Raw genomic sequence first — 21,487 nt, 5'->3', positions numbered from 1 at the left:
AAAGTGGTTACTTAAATACGTACGCGGTTGGAGCCTCCTTTCAGCGCTTCAATTCGGAAAACTGGGAAATCTCGCGCAGCTGCACTTGCAGCAGACTGGTCATGGAACTGGCCTCTATGGCCTTGGAATACAGCCAGCCCTGATACAGCTCGCAGCCGTGCTGGTGCAGGAAGCCGAGCTGCTCAGGCGTCTCAACGCCTTCGGCCACCAGTGTCATGCCCAGGCTGTGAGCCAGCAGGATGATGGCCTTGGCAATGGCCGCATCGTTCAAGTCATCGGGCACGCCTTCGGTAAAGCGCTTGTCTATCTTGAGCTTGTTGACCGGCAACACCTTGAGGTAAGCCAACGATGAATAGCCGGTGCCGAAGTCATCCAGCGCGACCTGGCAACCCAGGGCCACCAGTGCATTGAGTTGCTCGCGGGCCTGCTCGGGCTGCGCCATGGCCACAGTTTCCGTAATCTCGACGACCAGCAAGTCAGCCTGCGCACCCGCGGCCTGCAGCTGGCGATGGACTCTTGCCGGCAGATCCGCCTGGCGGAACTGCTGCGCCGAGAAATTCACGGCAACGCACAGTGGCGTACCTGCGTCAGCCCACTGCGCGATTTGCTGGCAGGCGGCTTCCAGCACCCACTCTGAAAGCGGCAATATCAGGCCGGTGGATTCGGCCAGCGGAATGAAGCGCGAAGGTGACACATCGCCAAGCACTGGATCATTCCAGCGCAGCAGCGCCTCTGCACCCACGATCAGGCCTGTGGACACATCCACCTGCGGTTGGTAATGCAGTTGCAGACGCTTCTGCAGGATCGCGTCCTTGAGGCGGCCATGCATGCGCATGTCTTCGCGCACCTTGGCATCCATGTCCTTCGAATAGCAGGCATAGGTGCCACGACCGGCGCGCTTGGCCTGGTACATGGCCATGTCCGCGTAGCGCAGCAGGGTTTCGCTGTCACGACCGTCGCTGGGGAAGAAGGCCAGACCCACGCTGGCCCCGGAATGCACTTCCTGGTCCTGCAACGGATAGGGCAGTTGAAGATGGGTCACGATTTTGCTGGCGACGCCCAAGGCCTCGCTGACGTCCGACAGGTCCGTCAACAGAATGGCAAACTCGTCGCCCCCCATGCGGGCCAACGTATCACTCTCCCTGAGTTGGCTGCGGATTCTGGCACCCGTCTGGACCAGGAGCGCATCACCGCTCGCATGGCCAAAGCTGTCATTCACATTTTTGAAGTCATCCAGGTCAATGAACAGAATGGCCACCTGCTGCCCATTGCGCGCGGCACGTGCCACGGCTTGACCGAGTTGCAGCCGGAACAGCCAGCGGTTGGCCAGACCGGTAAGTTCGTCATGGGTGGCGCGGTGGCGCAATGACTCTTCAAAGCGCTTGCGCTCGGTCAGATCGCGTATGTAAGCGATGGCGTAGGGAACGCCATCCTCGACCCAATGGCCCAGGGAGATATCCACCGGCACGGAAGTGCCGTCCTTTCGCTGCAGCCGGATATCCATCAGACCCATGGCGCGGGAATGGGGTTTGGTGAAGTAGTCCTGAATAGAGCGCGCGTGCTTCTCACGCAGGGGTTCCGGCAGGAAGATCGACACATTCCGGCCAACGAGCTCCTCGCTGACATAGCCGGTCAGCTCCTTTACAGCGGGGTTTCCGAACAGAATGACGCCGCTGGTATCCACCCACATCACGGCATCGGGTGCGGCCTCCAGAATGTGCTGCTCCCGATTGAGTTGCATCTGCAATCGCACCAGCGGACGACTGATCGATTCGTTGAACGTGGCATGAAACAGGTAAAGAAAGGCCACCAGCGTGTAGAAGTAGCCCGATGCGCTGGAGGCATCGCTGACGTTGATCCCGGTCTGCATGAAGCACAACGCCGATACGCCCAGGAACGCGGCAGAGAACCGCAGCGCGACCAGGCATTCGTTCTGCAAGGCCTTTCTTCGGCGCCAGAGCACGACCACGGCTATGGCACTCATTGCCACAACAGCCCACTCGAATCCGGGAAGCTCCGGATTTTGATTCTGTAGCCCGGGCAGAAACTCTGCCAATTGATCGGACCAGTGCAAGCCCGCGTATCCCAGCGAATAGGCCACCACCAGCATGGCGACAACGGCCAGGCGCCTTGTTCTCGGAGCAATTCCCGAGCTCCTGCGCGACACCGTGTAGTACAGCAGTGATGCTGTCGCCAGCAGTCGCGTGGCAAGCCAGAACACGGCGGACATCAGCGGCGCGTCCAGACCATAGCGCCCTGGCAAACCAAAGAGGCTCAACAGATGGATCAGGTTGAATACCGCAACGCCAAGAAAGCCCACACCGAGCAGCGTCGCCGCCCCCTGTCGCGTGGACGCAATCGCCCGGTACCCAGTGATGAACACCAGTGTCGCGAGGACGACGCAGAGTATTTCTGCCGACGTCTGCCAAAGTTTGAAATCCCTGGCATCACCCCATGCGGACTGCCCGTCTTGCGTCAAACGCCACAGCAGCGGCATGGCCAACGTCAGCAGGACCCAGCCAACAGCCATCTGGTAGGGATGCGCATGCGTTGCCTGCGCATCGTCAACGGGTTCAGTGTGCGTGTACGGCGGCATCTGAAAAAACTCTCACAGCGTCCATTAGCAATTGCGCCTGTTCACTCATGCTGCTGGTCGCAGCACTGCTCTGCTCAACCATGGTGGCGTTTTTCCATGCAGCATCTTCCAGCGAGGCCATGACATCTCCAACCTGCGAGATCTCCAGGTTCTGTTCCTTGGCTGCTGCGGATGAACGCCCGGCAAGGCTGCGCACTTCAGGAGCGAAGAATGCAAGCCCGCGCCCCTGCTCACCTGCGCGCGCGGCTTCCACCACTGCATTGAGTGCCAGGATATTGGTCTGGAAGACAATCCCGTTGATCACGCTGATGATGTCGGCAATGCGGCGGCTCAATTCAGAAATCAGGTCTATGGTGGAGACCACATTGCCCATGGCATTGCCCCCTTGCTCAGCCACTTTCAGCACCCACTTCAACGGCGTGCTCAGCTGGTTTTCTATGGCAGCGTCCGTCACCGCCAGACTTGCCACGACCATGGCCGCCACACCCAGTACCGTGCCAACACCCAGACAGATGGTGCCCACGGTGGCAACGATGACTGCACCCGAGAGCAACAAAGGCCGCGTTGGCGTACGTGATGTGGCTTTGGGTATCGGTGGTAGACAGCAGAGTCTCATCACCAGGAACGCGTACTCGCGCTGCGAAACCGGCAGGTTGGTCCGCATGGCACTAGTCCTGTACCAAACGGTTCAGGCAGGCGTCAATTGCCAATCGCAGCTGCAGATAGGGAGAGTCTGGTTTGAAATATGAATCGAACACGTCCGCCTCGCGTACCTTTGGTCACTGTTGCCATGCGCTGCGAGCGCGATGGATCAGATTGGCAAGGCGTGTTCAGGGCCTCAAAGTCTGGTAGGCGGGGTTACGGCACTTCCAGATGAATTGAATTTCAGGTTATCTCAGTTTTGGCAAGTTGTCTATCGACCCTAACCATTACATAGCTACAGACTCAGAATAGATCCGGCCTGAATCAGTTCGGTCGCCAGCTCGGAGAGTTTCATGCGTCGCTTGCGCGCCGCATTGCGCAGCAGGTTGAATGCATCGTTGCGCTGGAGCTTGTGCTGCATCATGACGATGCCCACCGCCACATTCACATCGCGCTCCGCCTGCAGTGCGTTCTGCAGTTGTACGCTGTTGACACGCAGCGTTTTCAGCTCCCGGGCGCGCGCCATGGCAGCCTCTATCGTCGGCACCATCTGCTGGATATCCATGGGCTTGACCAGATAACCCAGGGCGCCCGCGGCAGAGGCCTTCTTGACCGTTTCATCGTCGCTATATGCACTGAACATGATGAATGGCAGATGGTAGAAGTCACGCAACTTCTCGGCCAGGGTCAGGCCACCCTGCTCCGGCATCTGCACGTCCAGAATGCACAGGTCGGGCCGGATGCCGCTTTGAAGCACCGTGACCGCTTCATCATGCGAATCGGCCAGACTCACCTCATAACCTGCATGACGCAATCCACTGGAAAGCGTGGCAAGAATCAATCTGTCGTCGTCAACCAACAACAGGTGGGGCTGTTTACCCAAACCTTCATCAATCAAATTTATTTACTCCCATTGACCCAGTGTGATGACGGGAGCTCCCAACTCCAGTATGGTCACCACCTGATTATTCTGTGTGTTTCTGATGAGCGTTGCGCTCTGCCGTGGCAAAAGCGTCTCCGCCAGCTGCAAGCCTACCTGTTTGCCGACTGCGTTCTGGCTCCAATCGCCGTAGTTGCTGATCACAATGCGAACCACGCTTTCGGTCTCTCCTTTTTCCATGGCGATACGCACCGAGCCCTTTGCTGCATCACCATGCTTGACCGCATTGAGTATCAGCTCATTCAATACCAGCGCAATGGGGACTGCTTCCTTGGATTCAATGATGCAGGGCTGCCACTGGTCCGGCCTGTGGAACGCGATGCTGACCTGGCGGGCCGCAGCAATGCTGGAGGCAATGGATTCCGTCAACTCACACAGCCGAACCTGCGATAGCGAAGTCTCACCCTGCAAGCCATGTATGACCGAAATGCTCTGGATCTGGCTGATCACCTGAGTCAGCGGCTCCATGGTTTCGGGATGGCTGCGACCGAACTCCCGCAATATGCCGATCATGCCTTGCAGGTTGTTCTTGACCCGGTGATGTACTTCGCGCACCAGAGCGGTTCGATGCGCCTCCTGCTCCGCCTCGCGCTGCACTTGCTGACGCTTCCTTTCGGTGACGTCGGTCAGCGTGCCCACATAGCCCACTACGGAAGCGCTGTCGTTTTTCACCACGGAAAGGTTGGTGACGATGGAAATCGAATCTCCAAACCGGCTATGCGCCAGGAATTCGTCGCTGGCTTCGCCGGTTTGCGCCAATCGCCTCCAAAAGGCGGCTATGCGTTCAGGGTCGTTCTGTCCATGCGCCAGCAACACCTCCGGCCTTTGGCCTCTCAACTCCTCGATGGAAAGGCCGGTCATCTCGGAGAACGCGCGATTGACGCGCCTGAAATGGCGCTCGTCATCCAGGATGTACATGGGCAATTGGCTGTCGAACGCGATGGCTGCGGTGCGCAAGTCGTCATCACGCTGCTTGATTTGGGAGAAGTCGGTGATGGTGCCCACCATGCGCAAGGGATGGCCCTTGTAGTCGCGTTCCACCACCAGGCCACGGGACAGGACCCACTTGTAGGAATCATCCTTGCAACGGATGCGAAACGTCGTGGCATAGGACGGCGACTCCCCGTCCATGTGGGCCCTGCCGACCGCAACCACCCTCGCGTAGTCCTCCTGGTGGGTACGAACTGCCCATTCGTCAATGGTGCTGGGCAGCTCACCGTCCTCAAAGCCGAGTATTTCATTGCATCTGCGTGAGTAGAAGGCGTGCCGGGTTACAAAGTTCCAGTCCCAGACACCATCCCCAGAACCTTCCAGGGCAAATTTCCAGCGTGCCTCGGACTCGGCCAGACGTGCCAGACTCCTGTGCTGCGACTCGACCATGCGGTTGAATTGCTGGGCCACGGTCTGTATTTCCAACGGGCCGCTGGGCACCACGGGAATCGGAATTGCAGACTCCGTATTGTTCTGCGATGCCTGCGCCAGTGCGGTTATGGGTGCAGCAATGAGTGAGGCAATGCCCCAGGCCAAGCCCAAAGAGGTCAGGACCAGTACCAATCCTGTGAACAGGGTTTGCCTGCGCAACGCGTAATAGTCGGCCAAGGCGCGGTCTTCCGACACGCCGGCAACCACACGCCAACCTGTCGCGGGATTTGTCTCATAGGCGACCAGCTTGCTCACACCTTCTACGCTCTGCACTTGCAACACGCCTTCGCGTTGCAAAGTAAATGCGGGTGAGAGCCCCAGAGGACCGGGCTTGCCGATCCAAGCCTCGGGGCTTTGTGTGCGCAGCAAGAATTTGCCATCGCGGTCCAGCACGGCAACCGCAACGGTGCTGGGGATCTTGGCCAGCAGGCGCGCGTTGAGACGCATCAAATCGATGGATGCACTGATGAAACCTGTTCTGCGGCCCATGCGGTCATGGGTTGGATAGGTGAAGACACTGACCCATCTGCCGCTCAAGCGCCCCTGAAAAGCGTCGCTGGCATGAAACCCCTCGGCGGCAATTGCAGTCTGTACCCAGGCAAAGTCCTTGGCATCCTGGGCAGGCGTAGGGTTGGGCAGATACGAATACAGGTTGTTGGCATTCAAATCATGCAGCGTCAGGTTGTTCACCAGCGGATGAATTCCCATGAACTGTTCGGCCTGGAAGCCTGGCATCTTGGCAGGCGGATTGCCCTTGAACTCCTCGGCCAGCAGACGCATCATGGCTTCGTTGTCACGCAGCGTCAGGTCTATGGCCATGGAGGTTGTGCGCGCCAGCTCGCGCATCTGGGCCACTGCGGCTACGCGTGCCGCGTTCTGGTCATTGGCCAGAAACTGACCGAATACAAAAACCCCCAACGGAATCCAGCATGCCAGCACCAGAATGAAAAGCCACGTCCGGATGGATAGTTTGTATTTTGTAATTGACATTGATCAATGATCCAAGCACTGCCCCGCAGCTTGCGAAGATCATAGACAAACTATCCAGCAATCCGGCTTACGGACGTGTCGGCAGCTCCAGGCGCATACGCACCGGTCCCTTGGCATCACCGGACAACGCCACGCGCCGCGACTCGACGGATTGCAGCACCAGCCCTTCTTCCAGTGTGCTGCCCACACGATACGGTTTGGGCGGTTTGCCATCGATGGACAGCAGAGCCACACCCTGACCACCGGGAGACGCAATGATGCCGGTCAGACGGATGCGGCTGGCTGCATCCACTGTCGCGGTATTGCCCATCGGTGCGGCCACAGCCCCCAACAGCCGTGCGATTTCCTCCGGCTTGGCCAGGACAGCATCGTTGGCAGCGGCTGGAGCCGGCAGCTCTCGGCCCAACTCCTTGGACGGCCAGTGCAACACCCAGTAGCCAACGCTCAGCGCCAGCAGCAGTCCGAGCGCAAACGCAGACAGGCGCGGTATCCAGAGGTTGGGCGTGGTAACTTGCATATTCGCGATTATCATCGTGACGCCTTAGTCCCCAAGGGTTTGCCCAATGAATTTTGTTTCCGCTCGCACCCGCCGTCAGGCGCGGGGCTTCACACTGATTGAACTGATGGTGGTGCTGGTCATCATTGGCGTGCTGGCCGCACTGATCGTGCCCAATGTGCTGGACCGAGCAGACGATGCACGCGTCACCGCCGCCAAGACCGATGTGGGCAACCTGGTGCAGGCACTCAAACTCTACAAGCTGGACAACCAGCGCTACCCCACCGCCGCGCAAGGCCTGCAGGCACTGGTGGCCAAGCCCACCACCGACCCGATCCCGCCCAACTGGAAACCGTATCTGGACAAATTGCCCACCGATCCCTGGGGCGGCGCTTACCAATACCTGAATCCGGGAATCAAGGGCGAAGTGGATGTGTTGTCGCTGGGTGCCGATGGCAAGCCTGGTGGCGAAGGCAAAGATGCGGATATCGGCAGCTGGCAGTAAGGCAGTCTTCAAACCCCACACACCAGCGCGCCAGCGCGGCTTTACGCTGCTGGAGCTGCTGGTGGTGGTCAGCATCATCGCCATTGCCAGTGCAGGCGTGGCCTTTGCCATGCGCGACAGCGCGCAGACCCAGATAGAACGTGAAGCCCAGCGGCTGGCCGCCCTGCTGGAATCCGCCCGCGCGCAATCGCGCATGCTGGGCGTGGCGGTCATATGGCGTAATACGGGCAGCGGCTTTCGTTTTGACGGACTGCCCAAGGATGCCTTGCCCGGCAACTGGCTGGATGCCGATACCACGGCAACACCCATCATGTTGGAACTGGGGCCCGATCCCATCATCGCACCGCAGTCCGTGACCTTGACCAACACGCGCATGGCCGGAGCTGTGTGGCGTGTACAAACCGACGGACTGCGCCCATTCACCGTGCAGCCAGTTGTTGCCGGACAAGCGCAAAGCGGGAATTCGCCATGAACCGCCCACACGCAGATGGCCTGCCACGCAAGCGGCACAGCGGCTTTACCCTGATTGAAGTGCTGGTCGCACTGGGCATTGTGGCGATCGCACTGACGGCCGGCCTGAAAGCCACCGCCTCACTGACCCGCAATGCAGAGCGCCAGTCCGATGCCCTGCTGGCACAGCTCTGTGCCGAAAACGAACTCATCAAGCAACGCCTGGCACGCCAGATGCCCGGTGTAGGCGATACCGACACCGACTGTGAGCAGGCCGGTCAGCATCTGCGGGTGCAGACCAGCGTACGCCCCACACCCAACCCCAACTTCCTGCGCCTGGATGCGCGGGTATTCAAGGACACGGACGTGCTGATGCAGATCACCACCGTGATGGGGCGCAACTGATGCACAGCCTGCCCATCCCGACACCACGCCGGGACAGCCGGGGCTTCACTCTGGTGGAGTTGTTGGTGGCGCTGATGGTGATGGCCCTGCTCAGCCTGATGAGCTGGCGCGGACTGGATGCCATGGGCAAGGCGCAAGCGCAGACCCAGGCGCGCGCAGATGCGCTGCAGACACTGCGCAATGGCCTGGCCCAGTGGAGCGCCGACCTCGACGCCATGGCGACAGACCTGACCAACCCGCGCGCCATCAATACCTTGCCCAGCCCACTCGAATGGAACGGCCTGGTGTTTCGCATCACGCGCTACAGCAGCACAGCCGGTGCGCCCGGCCTACGCGTGGTGGCCTGGACCAGCAGAGCCGAAAACGGACGCAAGGTCTGGCTGCGCTGGCAATCGCCGGTAGTGCAAAGCCGCAACGCCCTGCAAGACGCCTGGACCCAGGCCGCACTCTGGGCCCAAAGCCCCGATGACGCAACCCGCAAACAGCAGGTGCAGATCGTGCCGCTGGTGGACTGGCAGATCTTCTACTACCGGGGCGATGCCTGGACCAACCCTGGCTCCAGCAGCGAGGCATCAGCCGTCAACCCGGACGGCGTGCGCCTGCAACTCACGCTGCCACAGGACTCACCGCTGAGCGGCAAGATCAGCCACGACTGGATGCGCTCCACCGCTTCAGGAACCAAGTCATGACCCGCATGCTGCGCAATCGCGGTGCGGCCCTGCTCACTGCCATGCTTACGGTGACGCTGGTCGCCACCTTTGCCGCGGCCGCCCTGTGGCAACAGTGGCGCAGTGTGGAGATCGAAGCTGCCGAGCGCACCCGCACGCAAATGCAATGGGTACTTAACGGCGCCCTGGACTGGGCGCGCCTGATCCTGCAGGAGGACGCACGCAATGGCGATGTGGACCACCTGTCCGAGCCCTGGGCCTTGCCGCTGCAGGAGGCCCGCCTTTCCAGCTTCCTGGCCGTGGACAAGAACAACACGGACGATGCCATGGACGCCTTTCTGTCGGGCCAGATCAGCGACCAGCAGGCCCTGTTGAACGTGCGCAATCTGGTGCAGGACGGCAAGCCCAACCCGTCCAGCTACCTGGCCTTTGCCCGGCTGTTTGACACGCTGGGTTTACCCAAGGCCCAGCTCCAACGCATGGTGGACAACTATGCCGCCAGCGAAGCAAGCAGTACCGATACGAAGACGAACAACAATTCCGATACGGTACCGCTCAAACCCTATCGCATGGACCAACTGGTGTGGCTGGGACTGACGCAGGACACCGTGGATGCCCTTCTCCCCTACGCGACACTGCTGCCCGTGGCCACGCCGCTGAACCTCAACACGGCCGGAGCCGAAGTGCTGCACGCAGCCGTGCCAGGCCTGGAGCTGGCACGGGCCCAGCAAATGGTGACCGAGCGCGCCACCATGCACTACAAGACCGTTTCCGAGGCACTCAAGGCCGCCGGCATACGCGAGGGCTCCGCTACGCAGCCAGATGCCAAGGACTTCAGTGTGGGCAGCCACTACTTCGCAGTGCGCGGCCGTTTGCGCCTGGGAGACTCCGCCGTGCAGGAGGTCTCACTGGTAGAGCGCAACGGCACCGCGACCAAGGTGATCTGGCGCCAGCGCGAGGCACTGCATGGCGCCACAACGGCTTCCCTACAATGAGCGCACTGAAGCCATGTCCACATTGATCCTCACCCTCCCACCCACCGCCGTCGCAGCCACGCCTGAATACGACTACGTGCTCACGCCAGACGGCCAGCAGGTGGGCGCCCACGGCCGTGCCGCGGCTTCGTTGCTGCCGGCGCAGCCAGGGCGCGGTACCGAAGTGGTAGCCCTGATTCCGGCGCAGTCCGTGTCCTGGCACTGTGTCACCGTGCCCGAGCGCGTGCTGCGCAGCCTGTTGAGCGCCCGCCTGGAGCCAGCGCGTGCACGCGCGGTGCTATCCGGCGTGCTGGAAGAGCAGTTGCTGGACGATGCCGACAACCTGCATTTCGCCGTCTTTGCGGCCATGACCAGCGAGCCGGCACCCGCTGCCAACGCCTGGGTCGCCATATGCGACCGCGCCTGGCTGCACGGCCACCTGCAGGCGCTGGAAGTTGCAGGCCGCGCGGTAAGCCGCATTGCGGCTGAGTGCACGCCGGCGCCCGCAGGCGCTGCCCACGCGCTGCTGGTAGGTGAAGGACCTGATGCCCAACTGCAGATCTGCGACGCCCAGGGCGTGCGCCTGCTGCCTTTGCAGGGTGCAGGCCTGGCATTGGCTCTGGCCGATGCCGATCTGGAAATCCGCGCCGAGCCCGCGGCAATGGCTCTGGCGCAAACCCATTTTGGCAACCGCGTGTCGCTACAGTCCCATGCAGAGCATGTGCTGGAGGCCGCCCGCTCGCCCTGGAACCTGGCGCAGATGGAACTCACCGCCTCGGCCAGCGGCCGACTGGGCAAGCGCCTGCGTGCAGGCTGGCAACAACTGTTGCAGGCACCCCAGTGGCGGCCCGTGCGTTGGGGCCTGACCGCATTGCTGCTGGTGCATGTGGTGGCACTCAACGCCATGGCCTGGCAGCAACGACGCAGCCTGGATGAGCAGCGCAGCGCCATCCAGCGCGTGCTGCGCCAGACCTTTCCGGACATTCAGCTGGTCATTGACGCGCCGCTGCAAATGCAAAGGGCGGTCGATGACCTGGCGCGCGCACGCGGCATGGGGTCTGATGCGGACCTGGGCCGGGTGCTGTCTCTGGTCACCACCATGGCGCCGCCGACCACCGCCGTTTCCAGCATCGATTTCAGTGGCCGGCAGATTCGCCTGAAGACAACTGGCCTGCCGCCAGGCCATGTCACGGACCTCAACACGGCACTAGAGTCGCGCGGTCTGCGCTCGCGCCTGCAGGACGACGCGCTGGTGATCGAACCCAAGGAACAACGCTGATGACCTGGCAGAAAACACTCCAAGTCCGCTGGGCCGCGCTGGCCGCACGGGAGCGACGTGGCCTGGCTGTTGCCGCACTGGTGGTCGTGCTAGCCGTCTTCTGGGGCATTCTGGTGGCGCCGACATTGCGCACGCTCAAGAGCGTGGAACCCCAGCGTGCCGCCTTGGCCGCCGAGCTGGAGCGCATGCAGGCACTGCAAGTGCGCGCCACCCAGTTGCAGGCCAAACCGGCCCTGATTCCCAAGGATTCCCTCAAGACCCTGCAGTCCGCTGCCAACGCGCTGGGCAAGAACGCCACCCTGCAGGTGCTGGGTGAGCAGGCCACACTCTCGCTCAAACAGGTCAGTGCGCAGGATCTGGCGCAATGGCTGGCTCCGCAATCGGCTTCGGGCCTGAGCCCGGTGGAGGCCCATCTGCAGCGCGACGCCGGTTCGGCGCTGCCGCTGTGGACTGGCACGCTGGTGTTCCAATTGCCGCCCGCAGCGCGCTGAATCTCCCCATGGCCCATCCACGCGCACGCTCCTCCTCCCGCATGTCGGCCAGCCGCGGCACCTGGTGGTGGGCGGGCGTGGGCGCTTTGCTCGGAGCCATCGCCGCCACGCTGGTGTTCGCGCCCGCAGTGTGGGTGCAGCGTGCCGCTTTTGCCGCAACCAACGGCCAGCTAGTACTACGCGAGAGCCGCGGCACGGTCTGGCACGGATCAGCCCAAGTGGGCCTTACCGGCGGTCCCGGCAGCAGCGACGCGGCGCGATTGCCGGGTCGCGTGCAATGGGACCTGCGCCCCGGCCTAGGCACCATGCACCTGTCCCTGCAGGCGGATTGCTGTACCACCCAGCCCCAGCAACTGACATTCACACCGGGTCTGCGCGGATGGCGCCTGCAAGTTCTGGCAGGCCAATCCACCTGGCCTGCTGCCCTCTTGGCAGGCCTGGGCACACCCTGGAACACGGCGCAGTTTGAAGGTGCCTTTTTGCTCCACACACCGGGCCTGACTCTCGTTTCCGCAGTGGACCGTATCCGCGTGGAGGGTGCCATGGTCCTGGAAATGCCGGCCCTGAGTTCCCGGCTTTCCACCTTGCGTCCACTGGGCTCCTACAAGCTGTCACTGCAGGGCGGAGACCAGCCGCAGCTGGACCTGAGCACGGTGCAGGGAAGCCTGCAACTAAAGGGCACGGGCCGCTGGACCGCATCGCATCTGCGCTTCACGGGAGAGGCGCGCGCCGATGCCGACCACGAAGCCGAGCTTTCCAATCTTCTCAACATCATGGGACGGCGCGATGGCGCGCGGTCTGTCATTACCCTGGGCTAGCACCATGCGAAACACCTTGCCATTCACACCCGTCAGCGCCTGGGCTTGCACCCTGGGTCTGGTCATGGGCCTGACCTGCGGCCTTGCCTTCGCCCAAGCCGCCACGCCTGCTGCCGACGTGCCAGCCAAGGGAGCGCCGGTCACCCTGAACTTTGTCAACGCCGAGATTGAATCGGTCGCCCGCGCCATGTCCAGCATGACAGGCCGCCAGGTGGTGTTGGACCCGCGCGTGAAGGGCACCATCAACCTGAGCAGCGACAAACCGGTCTCCCCGGCTGCTGCCTACAACCAGTTCCTGGCCGCCCTGCGCCTGCAAGGCTTCACCGTGGTGGAGTCCGCCGGACTGGACAAGGTGGTGCCCGAAGCCGATGCCAAGCTGCAAAGCGGTGCGGTCAATGCCGATGCCAGTGGCAAGAACGCGCTGGGCAACCAGATCGTCACGCAGATCTTCAAGCTCAACTTCGAGAGTGCGGCCAACCTGCTACCGGTGCTGCGTCCGCTGATCAGTCCCAACAACGTCATCAACGTCAACCCGGGCAACAACTCGCTCATCATCACCGACTACGCGGACAACCTGCAGCGCATCGCCCGCATCATCGCGGCAAGCGACGTGGCCAATGGCAGCGACCTGGAAATCCTGCCGCTGAAGTACGCCATTGCCAACGATCTCGCGCCCCTGGTACTGCGCCTGGTGGACAGTGGCGTGAGCGCCGCGCCTGCGGCCGGTCAGGCCGACACCAGCTTCAAGACCACCATCATTGCTGAACCACGCAGCAATGCACTCATCGTGCGCGCCGCCAACCCGGCACGGGTGGCGCTGGTGAAGTCGCTGGTTGCGCGGCTCGACCAGCCCACGGTGCAGGGTGATGGCGGTACCGGCAACATCCACGTAGTCACGCTCAAGAACGCCGACGCCACCAAGCTGGCCGCCACACTGCGCGCCGTCATGTCCGGCGAAGTGCATGCCGCCAGTAGCGCAGCCACACCTGCAAGCGGCACCTCTGGAACCTCGACAACGGCGTCCACTGCCTCGCAAACCACCACGGGTGGGCAAGTGCAGGCGGATGTGGCCACCAATTCGCTCATCATCACGGCACCCGACCCGCAGTACCGGCAGTTGCGCGCCGTCATCGATCAGCTCGATGGACGCCGTGCCCAGGTCTTTGTGGAAAGCCTGATCGTCGAAGTCAATGCCGACCGCGCTGCCGAATTCGGCATCCAGTGGCAAGGCGCCAGTGGCAGCAACGGGGATTCCGTCATCGGACTGCTGGGTACCAATTTCGGCAGCGGCGGCAAGAACATCATCAATCTTGCAACCGGTGCAGCATCTGGCACCGTTACCCCTGGCGCCGGGCTGAATATTGGTGCGGCCACGCTCAACAACGGTGTCTACACCCTGGGCTTTCTGGCTCGCTTCCTGGAGCAGAACGGCGATGGCAACGTGCTGTCCACGCCCAATCTGCTGACGCTGGACAACGAAGAGGCCAAGATCGTCATTGGCCAGAACGTGCCCTTCGTCACCGGGCAGTACACCAACTCCAGCACCACCTCTTCCGGCACGGTCAACCCGTTCCAGACGATTGAACGCAAAGACGTCGGCCTGACACTCAAGGTCAAACCGCAGATCAGCGAGAACGGCACGGTCAAGCTCACCATCTTCCAGGAAGTCTCCACCGTGCAAGCTTCGAGCGTGAACTCGGCCACCGGCCTGATCACCAACAAGCGCTCCATCGAATCCAATGTGCTGGTAGATGATGGCTCCATCGTCGTGCTGGGCGGCCTGCTGCAGGACACCTACGCGGGCAACAACGACCGCGTGCCCGGCCTGGCCGACATTCCCATTCTGGGTGCGTTGTTCCGCAGCGAGTCACGCAGCCGCAGCAAGACCAACCTGATGGTGTTTCTGCGACCAGTAGTGGTGCGCGACGCCAGCGCGATGCAAGCCCTTTCCAGCACCCGCTATGACCAGATGCGCGGCCTGCAGCAAACCGGCCAGCCGCTGCCCAACACGGTGATTCCCATCAACGAATCTTCCGTCATGCCCGCCCTGCCACCCGACTCGGTGAAGAGCAAGCCGACCACCATCGTTGCGCCCCAGTAAGCCCTGAGCCCATGGCGTCCCGCTACCCCCTTCCCTACGCCTTCGCACGCAACCAGCAGCTGTTGCTGGAGCAGGACGGCGACACGCTGACCCTGTGGGTGCATGCCACCACATCGCCCGGTGGCATCAGCGAAGCACTGCGCAAGTACCGCGCGGACCGTGTCGAGCTACTGTCCGCCGACACCCTGCAGCAGCGCATCAGCGCGGCCTATGCACAAGGCGAGTCCAGCGCTGCCTCAGTGGTCAGCGAAGTGCAGAGCGACGCCGACCTGACCCGCATGATGCAGGAGCTGCCCGCCGTGGAAGACCTGCTGGAGAGCGCTGGCGACGCGCCCATCATCCGCATGCTCAACGCGCTGCTGACGCAAGCCGCACGCGATGGCGCCAGTGACATCCACATCGAGCCCTTCGAGCGCCACAGCAGCGTGCGCTTCCGCGTCGATGGCACCCTGCGCGAAGTGGTGCAACCCAACCGCGCCCTGCACGCCGCGCTCATCTCGCGACTGAAGATCATGGCGCAGCTGGACATCGCCGAGCGGCGCCTGCCACAGGATGGCCGCATCTCCCTGCGCATAGGCACGCGCGCCATGGACGTGCGCGTGAGCACCCTGCCCAGCGCGCATGGCGAGCGTGCCGTGTTGCGTCTGCTGGACAAGAGCCAGAGCAAGCTCGATCTGGAATCGGTGGGTATGCAGGGCGACGTGCTGCAGCGCATGGAGGGTCTGATTGCCCAGCCCCACGGCATCATCCTGGTGACCGGCCCTACCGGCTCGGGCAAAACCACCACGCTGTATGCGGCGCTCAGCCGGCTGGACGCCAGCCGCAGCAACATCATGACGGTGGAAGACCCGATCGAATACGAACTGGCCGGCGTGGGACAGACCCAGGTCAATGCCAAGATCGACCTGACCTTTGCCAAGGCCCTGCGCGCCATCCTGCGGCAGGACCCGGACGTGATCATGATCGGCGAAATCCGCGACTTCGAGACCGCGCACATCGCGATCCAGGCATCGCTGACGGGCCACCTGGTACTGGCCACGCTGCACACCAACGATGCCGCCAGCGCCGTCACCCGCCTGATCGACATGGGCGTGGAGCCCTTCCTGCTCAGCTCCAGCCTGCTGGGCGTGCTGGCCCAGCGCCTGGTGCGCAAGCTCTGCACCTATTGCCACGGCGCAGGATGTGCCGAGTGTTCACAGACCGGCTACCAGGGCCGTACCGGCATCTTTGAACTGCTGGTGACCGATGACACCCAGCGCGCTTTGATCCACCGCCAGGCGTCCGATGCCGAACTGCGTGAAGCCGCGCTGCAGGCTGGTATGGTGTTGATGCGCGACGACGGCGCACGGCTGGTGCAGTCGGGTGTGACATCCGCAGAAGAGCTAATTCGCGTGACGCGCGATTAGAGTGTGCGCATTCAGCGCAGCATGCCCACCAAGGTGAAGCCAGCCAGCAGCACGGGCTGGTGCAGCATGTAGTAGCTCAGACTCCAGCGCCCCAGAAAAGCCAGGCCGCGCGCCGGTGCCCGCAACGGCCCTTGCAACAGCGTTGCACCCAGCCGCTCCAGCGCGAGCGCATGACGACGCAACAGCCATTGACCCAGCACCAGTCCGAAACACATCACGCCAAACCAGGGAAACAGCGGCGCGTAATCCTCGGTGATGGGCTTGTGGCTGATCAGGCCCAGCCAGTTGAAGCCGCGCTCATTCAGAAAATCCAGCGCGGGCCAGGCGGCATGCGCCTTGGCTGCCAACGCCGGCAGCACCAGTGACACCACACCCACCGGCAACAGCCAAGCACCCGCGCTGGCAGAGCGCCGCGCCAGCAACAGCATCAGCGCCATGCCATGCAGGATGCCAAAGTAGATGAAGCTGGCAGGAAACATGAACCAGGAGCCCACACTCACCAGCAACGCGCACCCAGCGATCTGGTACCAGCGCCGCCAGAAGCGCGCCCAGCTCTGTCCCTGTTCGACAGCAACCGCCTGACCCAGTCCCGCGCACAGGACAAACAGTGTGACGATGGTGGCACGCTGCACGGTCCACAACGGATTGGCGTAAAAGCTGGTGTGCAGGTAGCCGAAATACTGCAGGTCAAAGCAGAAATGAAACACCGTCATCCACACCATGGCAAGGCCCCGCAACACATCAATGGCGGCAAAACGGGGCGTGGTTGAAACGGGCATGGCGCCATTGTCACCGAGGCGCCGCCCCTCTTCCAGAGCATCGCCGCTGCGTGGCCTGCACCGGCATCTTCGTGATAAGGTTGCCCCATGCCCGCCTACTCCTTTATCGCCCTGGACGGCCAGGGGCAAACCCGCAAAGGGACTCTGGAGGCCGACAGTGCCAAGTCGGCACGCACGCAGCTGCGCGCCCAGTCTTTCATCCCGCTGTCGGTACAGGTGCTGGCCGGACGGGCCCAGTCGGAGTCCGGCGGCGAACTCGCAGGCCGCGGTTGGCGCGCCAGCGTCTTCAACAGCAACACGCTGGCCATATGGACAAGGCAACTGGCCGAGCTGGTCGGCTCCGGACTGCCGCTGGAGCAGGCGCTGGGCTCCCTGTCGGAAGAGGCGGAAACCGAAGCGCATCGCAACCTCAATGCGTCACTGCGCGCTTCGGTCAACGGAGGTAGCAGTTTTGCCAAGGCGCTGGAGCAGCATCCGCGCGAGTTTGCCGACATTTATGTGGCGGTGGTCGGCGCCGGGGAACAAAGCGGGCACCTGGCGCTGGTGCTGGCGCGTCTGGCCGAAGATCTGGAGGAGCGCCAGGCCCTGAAATCCAAGCTGATAGGTGCCGCACTCTATCCGGCCATTGTCTCGGCCGTGGCAGTGCTGATCGTGCTGTTTCTGGTGGGTTATGTGGTGCCCCAAGTGGCCCATGTGTTTGCTGGCAGCAAGCATGCGCTGCCCTTTCTCACCGTGGCCATGATGGCCATCAGTGACTTTGTGCGCGGCTATGGCTGGATGGTGTTGTTGCTCTTGCTAGCCGCCGCGGCACTGCTCTGGCAACTGCTGAAGAACCCCGGCCTGCGGGAACAGTGGGATGCGGGGTGGCTCAACCTGCCCATCCTGGGCAAACTGGCGCGCGGCTACAACGCGGCCCGCTTTGCCAGCACCCTGGCCATGCTGAGTGCTGCAGGCGTGCCCATTCTGCAGGCGCTGCAGGCCGCAGCCCAGACGCTGAGCAACCAGGCGCTCAAGCGTGACGCGCTGGATGCGCTGGTGCTGGTGCGCGAAGGCGCGCCCCTGGCGGCGGCCCTGTCGCAGAAGAAGCGTTTTCCCGGCCTGCTGTCCATGTTTGCCCGGCTGGGTGAACAGACCGGCCAATTGCCCACCATGTTGGACCGTGCGGCCAAGCAGCTCAGTACCGAAGTGCAGCGCCGCGCCATGCACCTGGCCACCTTGCTGGAGCCCCTGCTGATCGTTGCCATGGGCCTGGTGGTCATGCTCATTGTGCTGGCGGTGCTCATGCCTATCATCCAGTTGAACCAGTGGGTGAAATAATTTGTCACTAACAGGGAGCGCAAAACTGGTGACAAAGTGGTAATCTTTAGGCGGGGGAACAACTTTTAAATACATGTATGCACACTTACCGTGGCTTCGCACGCGTCCGGCTGGCAACCACCGCGCTGCTTTTAATGAGTGGCTCTTCATGGGCCGCACTGGGCGGCAATCTGGCCTCGGTACAAAGTGACCAGCAAGCCTTCGCGGCGACCAATGCGCAAACGTCCTTGGCAGGCGGCACGCTATACACGCAAACACTCCCCAACAGTCTGATCATCCGCCAGTACGTGGATGCGGCCGGCAACGTCTACGCCGTGGCCTGGGAAGGCCCGGTACTGCCGGACTTCCAGCGCCTGCTCGGCGCTTCCTACCCCAGTTACCAGCAAGCGGTACTGCAGCAGCAGCGGGGGGTGCGTCTGCAGACGCCGAGCTTGGTCATCGAGTCCGGCGGCATGATGCGCTCTTTCATGGGACGCGCCTTTTTGCCAGCGCAATTGCCTGCGGCGCTCTCCGCCCAGAGCATCCACTGACGGACTTCACATGAACTTGCTACCTTTTTTGGGTCACCTGCGCAGTCTGGTTTTCTGTTCCGCGTTGTGCCTGGCGATGCTCACTGGTTGCGGTGGCGGCGGTTCGGGCAATTCGGCGTCCACATCGGCAGCCAGCCTGCCTCCCAGTGCGGCCAGCGCTAGTGACTCCAATGTGGCCATCGTCAGTGTCGAAGCCGGACCAGGAAGCAATGTAAATATTCCCTACGTCACTGTCACTCTGTGCGTTCCCGGCACCACAACCTGCAAGTCTATTGACCATGTGCTGCTGGACACCGGCTCCACCGGCTTGCGCATCTTTTCCAGCAATCTCAGTGCTGCGCCAGCATTGAGTCTGCCGGCGCAGACCATCAATGGCAGTTCCACGATAACGGAATGCGCACAATTTCTGAATTCGGTAGCCTGGGGTTCCATCAAAAATGCCGACGTCAGAATAGGCAACAAGACGGCTTCCTCGATGGCAGTACAGGTGATGGATTCCAACATGCCAGCTGGCCTGAGCTCCGTCTGCAGCAGCAACCCGGTCATGGTTCCGCCTGGCACCGCAACTGGCAACCAGACCGCGCTGAGTGCCAACGGCATTCTGGGAGTGAGTCTGTTTGCCAATGATGGGCAACACTATTTCTATTGCGCCAGTCCGACCACGGCTTGCTACTTCATTCCAGCGACCAACCAGCAAGTGCAGAACCCGGTCACCCAGTTCGCCAGCGACAACAATGGCGTCGTGGTGCAGTTGCCGACAATCTCCTCCACCGGGAATACCAGTGCGCAGGGATACCTGATCTTCGGCGTGGGCACCCAATCCAACAATTCGCTGGGAAGCGCCAATGTGGTTGCGGTGAATGCCAACAGCGGCTACTTCACTACCAACTACAAAGGCTCAAATTTCACCCACAGCTTTATCGACAGTGGCTCCAACGGGCTGTATTTCGACGACGCATCCATCTCGACCTCCTGCACCTACGCAGCCACAGGCTTTTATTGCCCACCATCGTCTCTGTCCCTGTCTGCGACGCTGGGTTCGGCTTCGGTGAATTTTTCCATCGCTAACGCGGACAGCCTGTTTACTTCCGGCGCAAGCAATTACGCCTTCAACAACCTGGGCGGCACTCTGGCGACGGGATACTTTGACTGGGGTTTGCCGTTCTTCTTCGGACGCTACGTCTATACCGTAGTCGAAGGCAAAACCGTGGGAGCCCAGACCGGTCCGTTCTACGCATTCACCAACTGATTCGCTTTCTGCGCGCATGAAACCGGTTGCCATCGTCCAGCACGATATCCACGACGGCCCAAGCTACTTTGCAACCTGGCTGCAAGGCCAGGGCATAGGCTTTGAAGTGTTTGCCATGTTTGACGGCAATACCCTGCCGGCAGATCTTTCCCGTTTCAGCGGCCTGTGCATGCTGGGCGGGCCCATGAGCGCCAATGACGCACTTCCCTATTACCCGCAACTGTTGCGCTTGGTGCGCGCAGCGGTGCAACTGCGGCAACCGGTGATAGGCCATTGCCTGGGTGGTCAGTTGCTCAGCCGCGCGTTGGGCGGTACGGTGCAGGCATCGGCCAACCTGGAAATCGGTTGGAGTCGGCTAGACCCTGCGCATGTGGAAGCAGCTGACTGGTTTGGGCCTCTGCCCGTGCAACTGTTCCAGTGGCATGGCGAGTCCTTCAGCATTCCGCCGGGAGCGACCCACCTGCTGGTGGGCCAGCACTGTGCCAACCAGGCCTATGTGCTGGACGACATGCATCTGGGCATGCAGTTCCATTGCGAGGTCGATCTGCCCAAGCTGCAATGCTGGCTGGAACTGGGAGCGAGCGAGATGCAACGCAGCACCTCACCCGGTGTGCAGAGGCCCGACGCCATCCTGCAAACGCTGCAAGCCGATCTGGAACGCAGCCAGCGTACGGCCGACCGCATCTACAGCCGCTGGGCCCAGGGCCTGCAGCGCTAAGGCGCCTTCAGCTCCACAGATCCAGCGGCGGATCGGACACCACGGCACGCAGGATGTCGGTGCGCGAAACAAAGGCCACCACAGCCCCCTGCTCGTCCACCACCGGCAACCCCGGCAGCCCCGTATCCAGCAACACCCTGGCGAGCCTGCGGATATCGGTTTCCGGCGCCACACTGGGCACCGGTGTCCACATGATGTCCTGCACGTTCTGCATCAGGAATGACTGCCATACCAAGGCGTGGGTTTGCGGCCCCGGCAAGCGATCGGACCGCATCAGGTCGGCACGGCTGAGCAGCCCCACCAGCGTGCCCTGCGCATCCACCACCGGCGCCTGCCCCAGGTGGTGCTCTGCCAGCATGCTCCAGGCACCGGCCACGGTGGCGTCATCGCGCAGGGTCATGGCGCCGGAATTCATGATGTCGCGCACCAACGTCAGAGGATGGCGTGGTATGAAGGTCTTGCTGGCCTGCTCATACGCGGCCATGGCACCACGGTGCACCAGGTCCTGCGCCGGTGTGCCTGCCCCACCTCCGAGCTTGGGCGACACCATGCCAGGCACGGGATCGCCCTGGCCGTCGCGGGCTACGCCGAGAATTTTCTGGGTTCGCCCCAGCGCTGCGGTCGGGCCGATCCTGCGCAACTCTTCCATGGAGCCGCGAAACAGACGCCCCGCCTTGCCATATACCGAGAACATAGACGCCCCTTATTCCA

21 protein-coding genes are annotated in these 21,487 nt (G+C 62.2%); 14 read left to right on the top strand and 7 right to left on the bottom strand.

Going from position 1 to position 21,487, the window contains the following annotated elements:
• Window positions 1-40: 40 nt before the first annotated feature.
• From AAGF34_RS15155 to AAGF34_RS15135, 5 genes are all read right to left on the bottom strand, one after another.
• Entirely contained in the window at window positions 41-2,596 is a 2,556-nt protein-coding gene (locus AAGF34_RS15155) for an EAL domain-containing protein (RefSeq protein WP_342616554.1), read from the bottom strand.
• Window positions 2,574-3,260, bottom strand: coding sequence for a methyl-accepting chemotaxis protein (locus AAGF34_RS15150; protein ID WP_342616553.1), 687 nt, complete (start codon window positions 3,258-3,260; stop codon window positions 2,574-2,576). Before AAGF34_RS15150 ends, AAGF34_RS15155 begins: the two co-directional genes overlap by 23 nt.
• Before the next feature lie 273 nt (window positions 3,261-3,533).
• Window positions 3,534-4,100 carry a response regulator gene (locus tag AAGF34_RS15145; protein WP_342616552.1) on the bottom strand — a complete coding sequence of 189 codons (567 nt, stop codon included), beginning with the start codon at window positions 4,098-4,100 and terminating at the stop codon, window positions 3,534-3,536.
• Window positions 4,101-4,142: 42 nt separating this feature from the next.
• Window positions 4,143-6,590, bottom strand: coding sequence for a PAS domain-containing protein (locus AAGF34_RS15140; RefSeq protein ID WP_342616551.1), 2,448 nt, complete (start codon window positions 6,588-6,590; stop codon window positions 4,143-4,145).
• A gap of 67 nt (window positions 6,591-6,657) precedes the next feature.
• Window positions 6,658-7,107, bottom strand: coding sequence for a type II secretion system protein N (locus tag AAGF34_RS15135; RefSeq protein ID WP_342616550.1), 450 nt, complete (start codon window positions 7,105-7,107; stop codon window positions 6,658-6,660).
• 46 nt (window positions 7,108-7,153) lie between these two features.
• Here AAGF34_RS15135 and gspG point away from each other — a divergent pair, with 46 nt between their 5' ends.
• The 10 genes from gspG to AAGF34_RS15085 all read left to right on the top strand — a co-directional run bounded on the left by gspG (window position 7,154) and on the right by AAGF34_RS15085 (window position 16,183).
• A complete protein-coding gene (gspG, locus tag AAGF34_RS15130) occupies window positions 7,154-7,591 on the top strand; it encodes a type II secretion system major pseudopilin GspG (protein WP_342616549.1) in 438 nt (145 codons plus the stop codon).
• A complete protein-coding gene (locus tag AAGF34_RS15125) occupies window positions 7,566-8,063 on the top strand; it encodes a prepilin-type N-terminal cleavage/methylation domain-containing protein (protein ID WP_342621107.1) in 498 nt (165 codons plus the stop codon). The genes gspG and AAGF34_RS15125 overlap by 26 nt, the downstream gene beginning before the upstream one ends.
• Window positions 8,060-8,446, top strand: coding sequence for a type II secretion system minor pseudopilin GspI (gene gspI, locus AAGF34_RS15120; RefSeq protein WP_342616548.1), 387 nt, complete (start codon window positions 8,060-8,062; stop codon window positions 8,444-8,446). The genes AAGF34_RS15125 and gspI overlap by 4 nt, the downstream gene beginning before the upstream one ends.
• Window positions 8,446-9,135 (top strand): prepilin-type N-terminal cleavage/methylation domain-containing protein, encoded by a 690-nt coding sequence (locus AAGF34_RS15115; protein WP_342616547.1) that lies wholly within the window; start codon window positions 8,446-8,448, stop codon window positions 9,133-9,135. The genes gspI and AAGF34_RS15115 overlap by 1 nt, the downstream gene beginning before the upstream one ends.
• Entirely contained in the window at window positions 9,132-10,109 is a 978-nt protein-coding gene (gspK, locus tag AAGF34_RS15110; RefSeq protein ID WP_342616546.1) for a type II secretion system minor pseudopilin GspK, read from the top strand. Before AAGF34_RS15115 ends, gspK begins: the two co-directional genes overlap by 4 nt.
• 13 nt (window positions 10,110-10,122) lie before the next feature.
• Window positions 10,123-11,367, top strand: a complete 1,245-nt coding sequence (gspL, locus tag AAGF34_RS15105; protein WP_342616545.1) for a type II secretion system protein GspL — start codon at window positions 10,123-10,125, stop codon at window positions 11,365-11,367.
• Window positions 11,367-11,858, top strand: a complete 492-nt coding sequence (gene gspM, locus AAGF34_RS15100) for a type II secretion system protein GspM (protein WP_342616544.1) — start codon at window positions 11,367-11,369, stop codon at window positions 11,856-11,858. The genes gspL and gspM overlap by 1 nt, the downstream gene beginning before the upstream one ends.
• An 8-nt stretch (window positions 11,859-11,866) precedes the next feature.
• Window positions 11,867-12,676: a type II secretion system protein N gene (gspN, locus tag AAGF34_RS15095; RefSeq protein WP_342616543.1), complete on the top strand. Its 810-nt coding sequence runs from the start codon at window positions 11,867-11,869 to the stop codon at window positions 12,674-12,676.
• Between the two features lie 64 nt (window positions 12,677-12,740).
• Window positions 12,741-14,777, top strand: a complete 2,037-nt coding sequence (gspD, locus tag AAGF34_RS15090) for a type II secretion system secretin GspD (RefSeq protein ID WP_342621106.1) — start codon at window positions 12,741-12,743, stop codon at window positions 14,775-14,777.
• Between the two features lie 11 nt (window positions 14,778-14,788).
• Window positions 14,789-16,183: an ATPase, T2SS/T4P/T4SS family gene (locus tag AAGF34_RS15085; protein WP_342616542.1), complete on the top strand. Its 1,395-nt coding sequence runs from the start codon at window positions 14,789-14,791 to the stop codon at window positions 16,181-16,183.
• An 11-nt stretch (window positions 16,184-16,194) separates the two neighbouring features.
• Here the strand turns inward: AAGF34_RS15085 and AAGF34_RS15080 are convergent, their stop codons facing one another.
• The gene (locus tag AAGF34_RS15080) at window positions 16,195-16,962 is read right to left on the bottom strand and encodes a heparan-alpha-glucosaminide N-acetyltransferase (protein ID WP_342616541.1); all 768 of its coding nucleotides are present in this window, start codon (window positions 16,960-16,962) and stop codon (window positions 16,195-16,197) included.
• An 87-nt stretch (window positions 16,963-17,049) separates the two neighbouring features.
• Between AAGF34_RS15080 and gspF the strand changes: the two genes are divergently transcribed.
• From gspF to AAGF34_RS15060, 4 genes are all read left to right on the top strand, one after another.
• Complete coding sequence (gene gspF / locus AAGF34_RS15075; protein ID WP_342616540.1) at window positions 17,050-18,279, top strand: type II secretion system inner membrane protein GspF; 1,230 nt, start codon at window positions 17,050-17,052, stop codon at window positions 18,277-18,279.
• 77 nt (window positions 18,280-18,356) lie between these two features.
• Window positions 18,357-18,809, top strand: coding sequence for a DUF2844 domain-containing protein (locus AAGF34_RS15070; RefSeq protein ID WP_342616539.1), 453 nt, complete (start codon window positions 18,357-18,359; stop codon window positions 18,807-18,809).
• 10 nt (window positions 18,810-18,819) lie between these two features.
• Window positions 18,820-20,058: a DUF3443 family protein gene (locus AAGF34_RS15065; RefSeq protein WP_342616538.1), complete on the top strand. Its 1,239-nt coding sequence runs from the start codon at window positions 18,820-18,822 to the stop codon at window positions 20,056-20,058.
• A 16-nt stretch (window positions 20,059-20,074) separates the two neighbouring features.
• Complete coding sequence (locus tag AAGF34_RS15060) at window positions 20,075-20,776, top strand: type 1 glutamine amidotransferase (RefSeq protein WP_342616537.1); 702 nt, start codon at window positions 20,075-20,077, stop codon at window positions 20,774-20,776.
• A gap of 7 nt (window positions 20,777-20,783) precedes the next feature.
• On the opposite strand, the gene AAGF34_RS15055 is transcribed toward AAGF34_RS15060, so the two are convergent.
• Window positions 20,784-21,470 carry a CBS domain-containing protein gene (locus tag AAGF34_RS15055; protein WP_342616536.1) on the bottom strand — a complete coding sequence of 229 codons (687 nt, stop codon included), beginning with the start codon at window positions 21,468-21,470 and terminating at the stop codon, window positions 20,784-20,786.
• Window positions 21,471-21,487: the final 17 nt, after the last annotated feature.

This window comes from Rhodoferax sp. GW822-FHT02A01, assembly GCF_038784515.1.
Lineage (GTDB): Bacteria > Pseudomonadota > Gammaproteobacteria > Burkholderiales > Burkholderiaceae_C > Allorhodoferax.
Note: the sequence above shows the minus strand (reverse complement) of the source record. Positions and strands in the feature narration are given on the sequence as shown.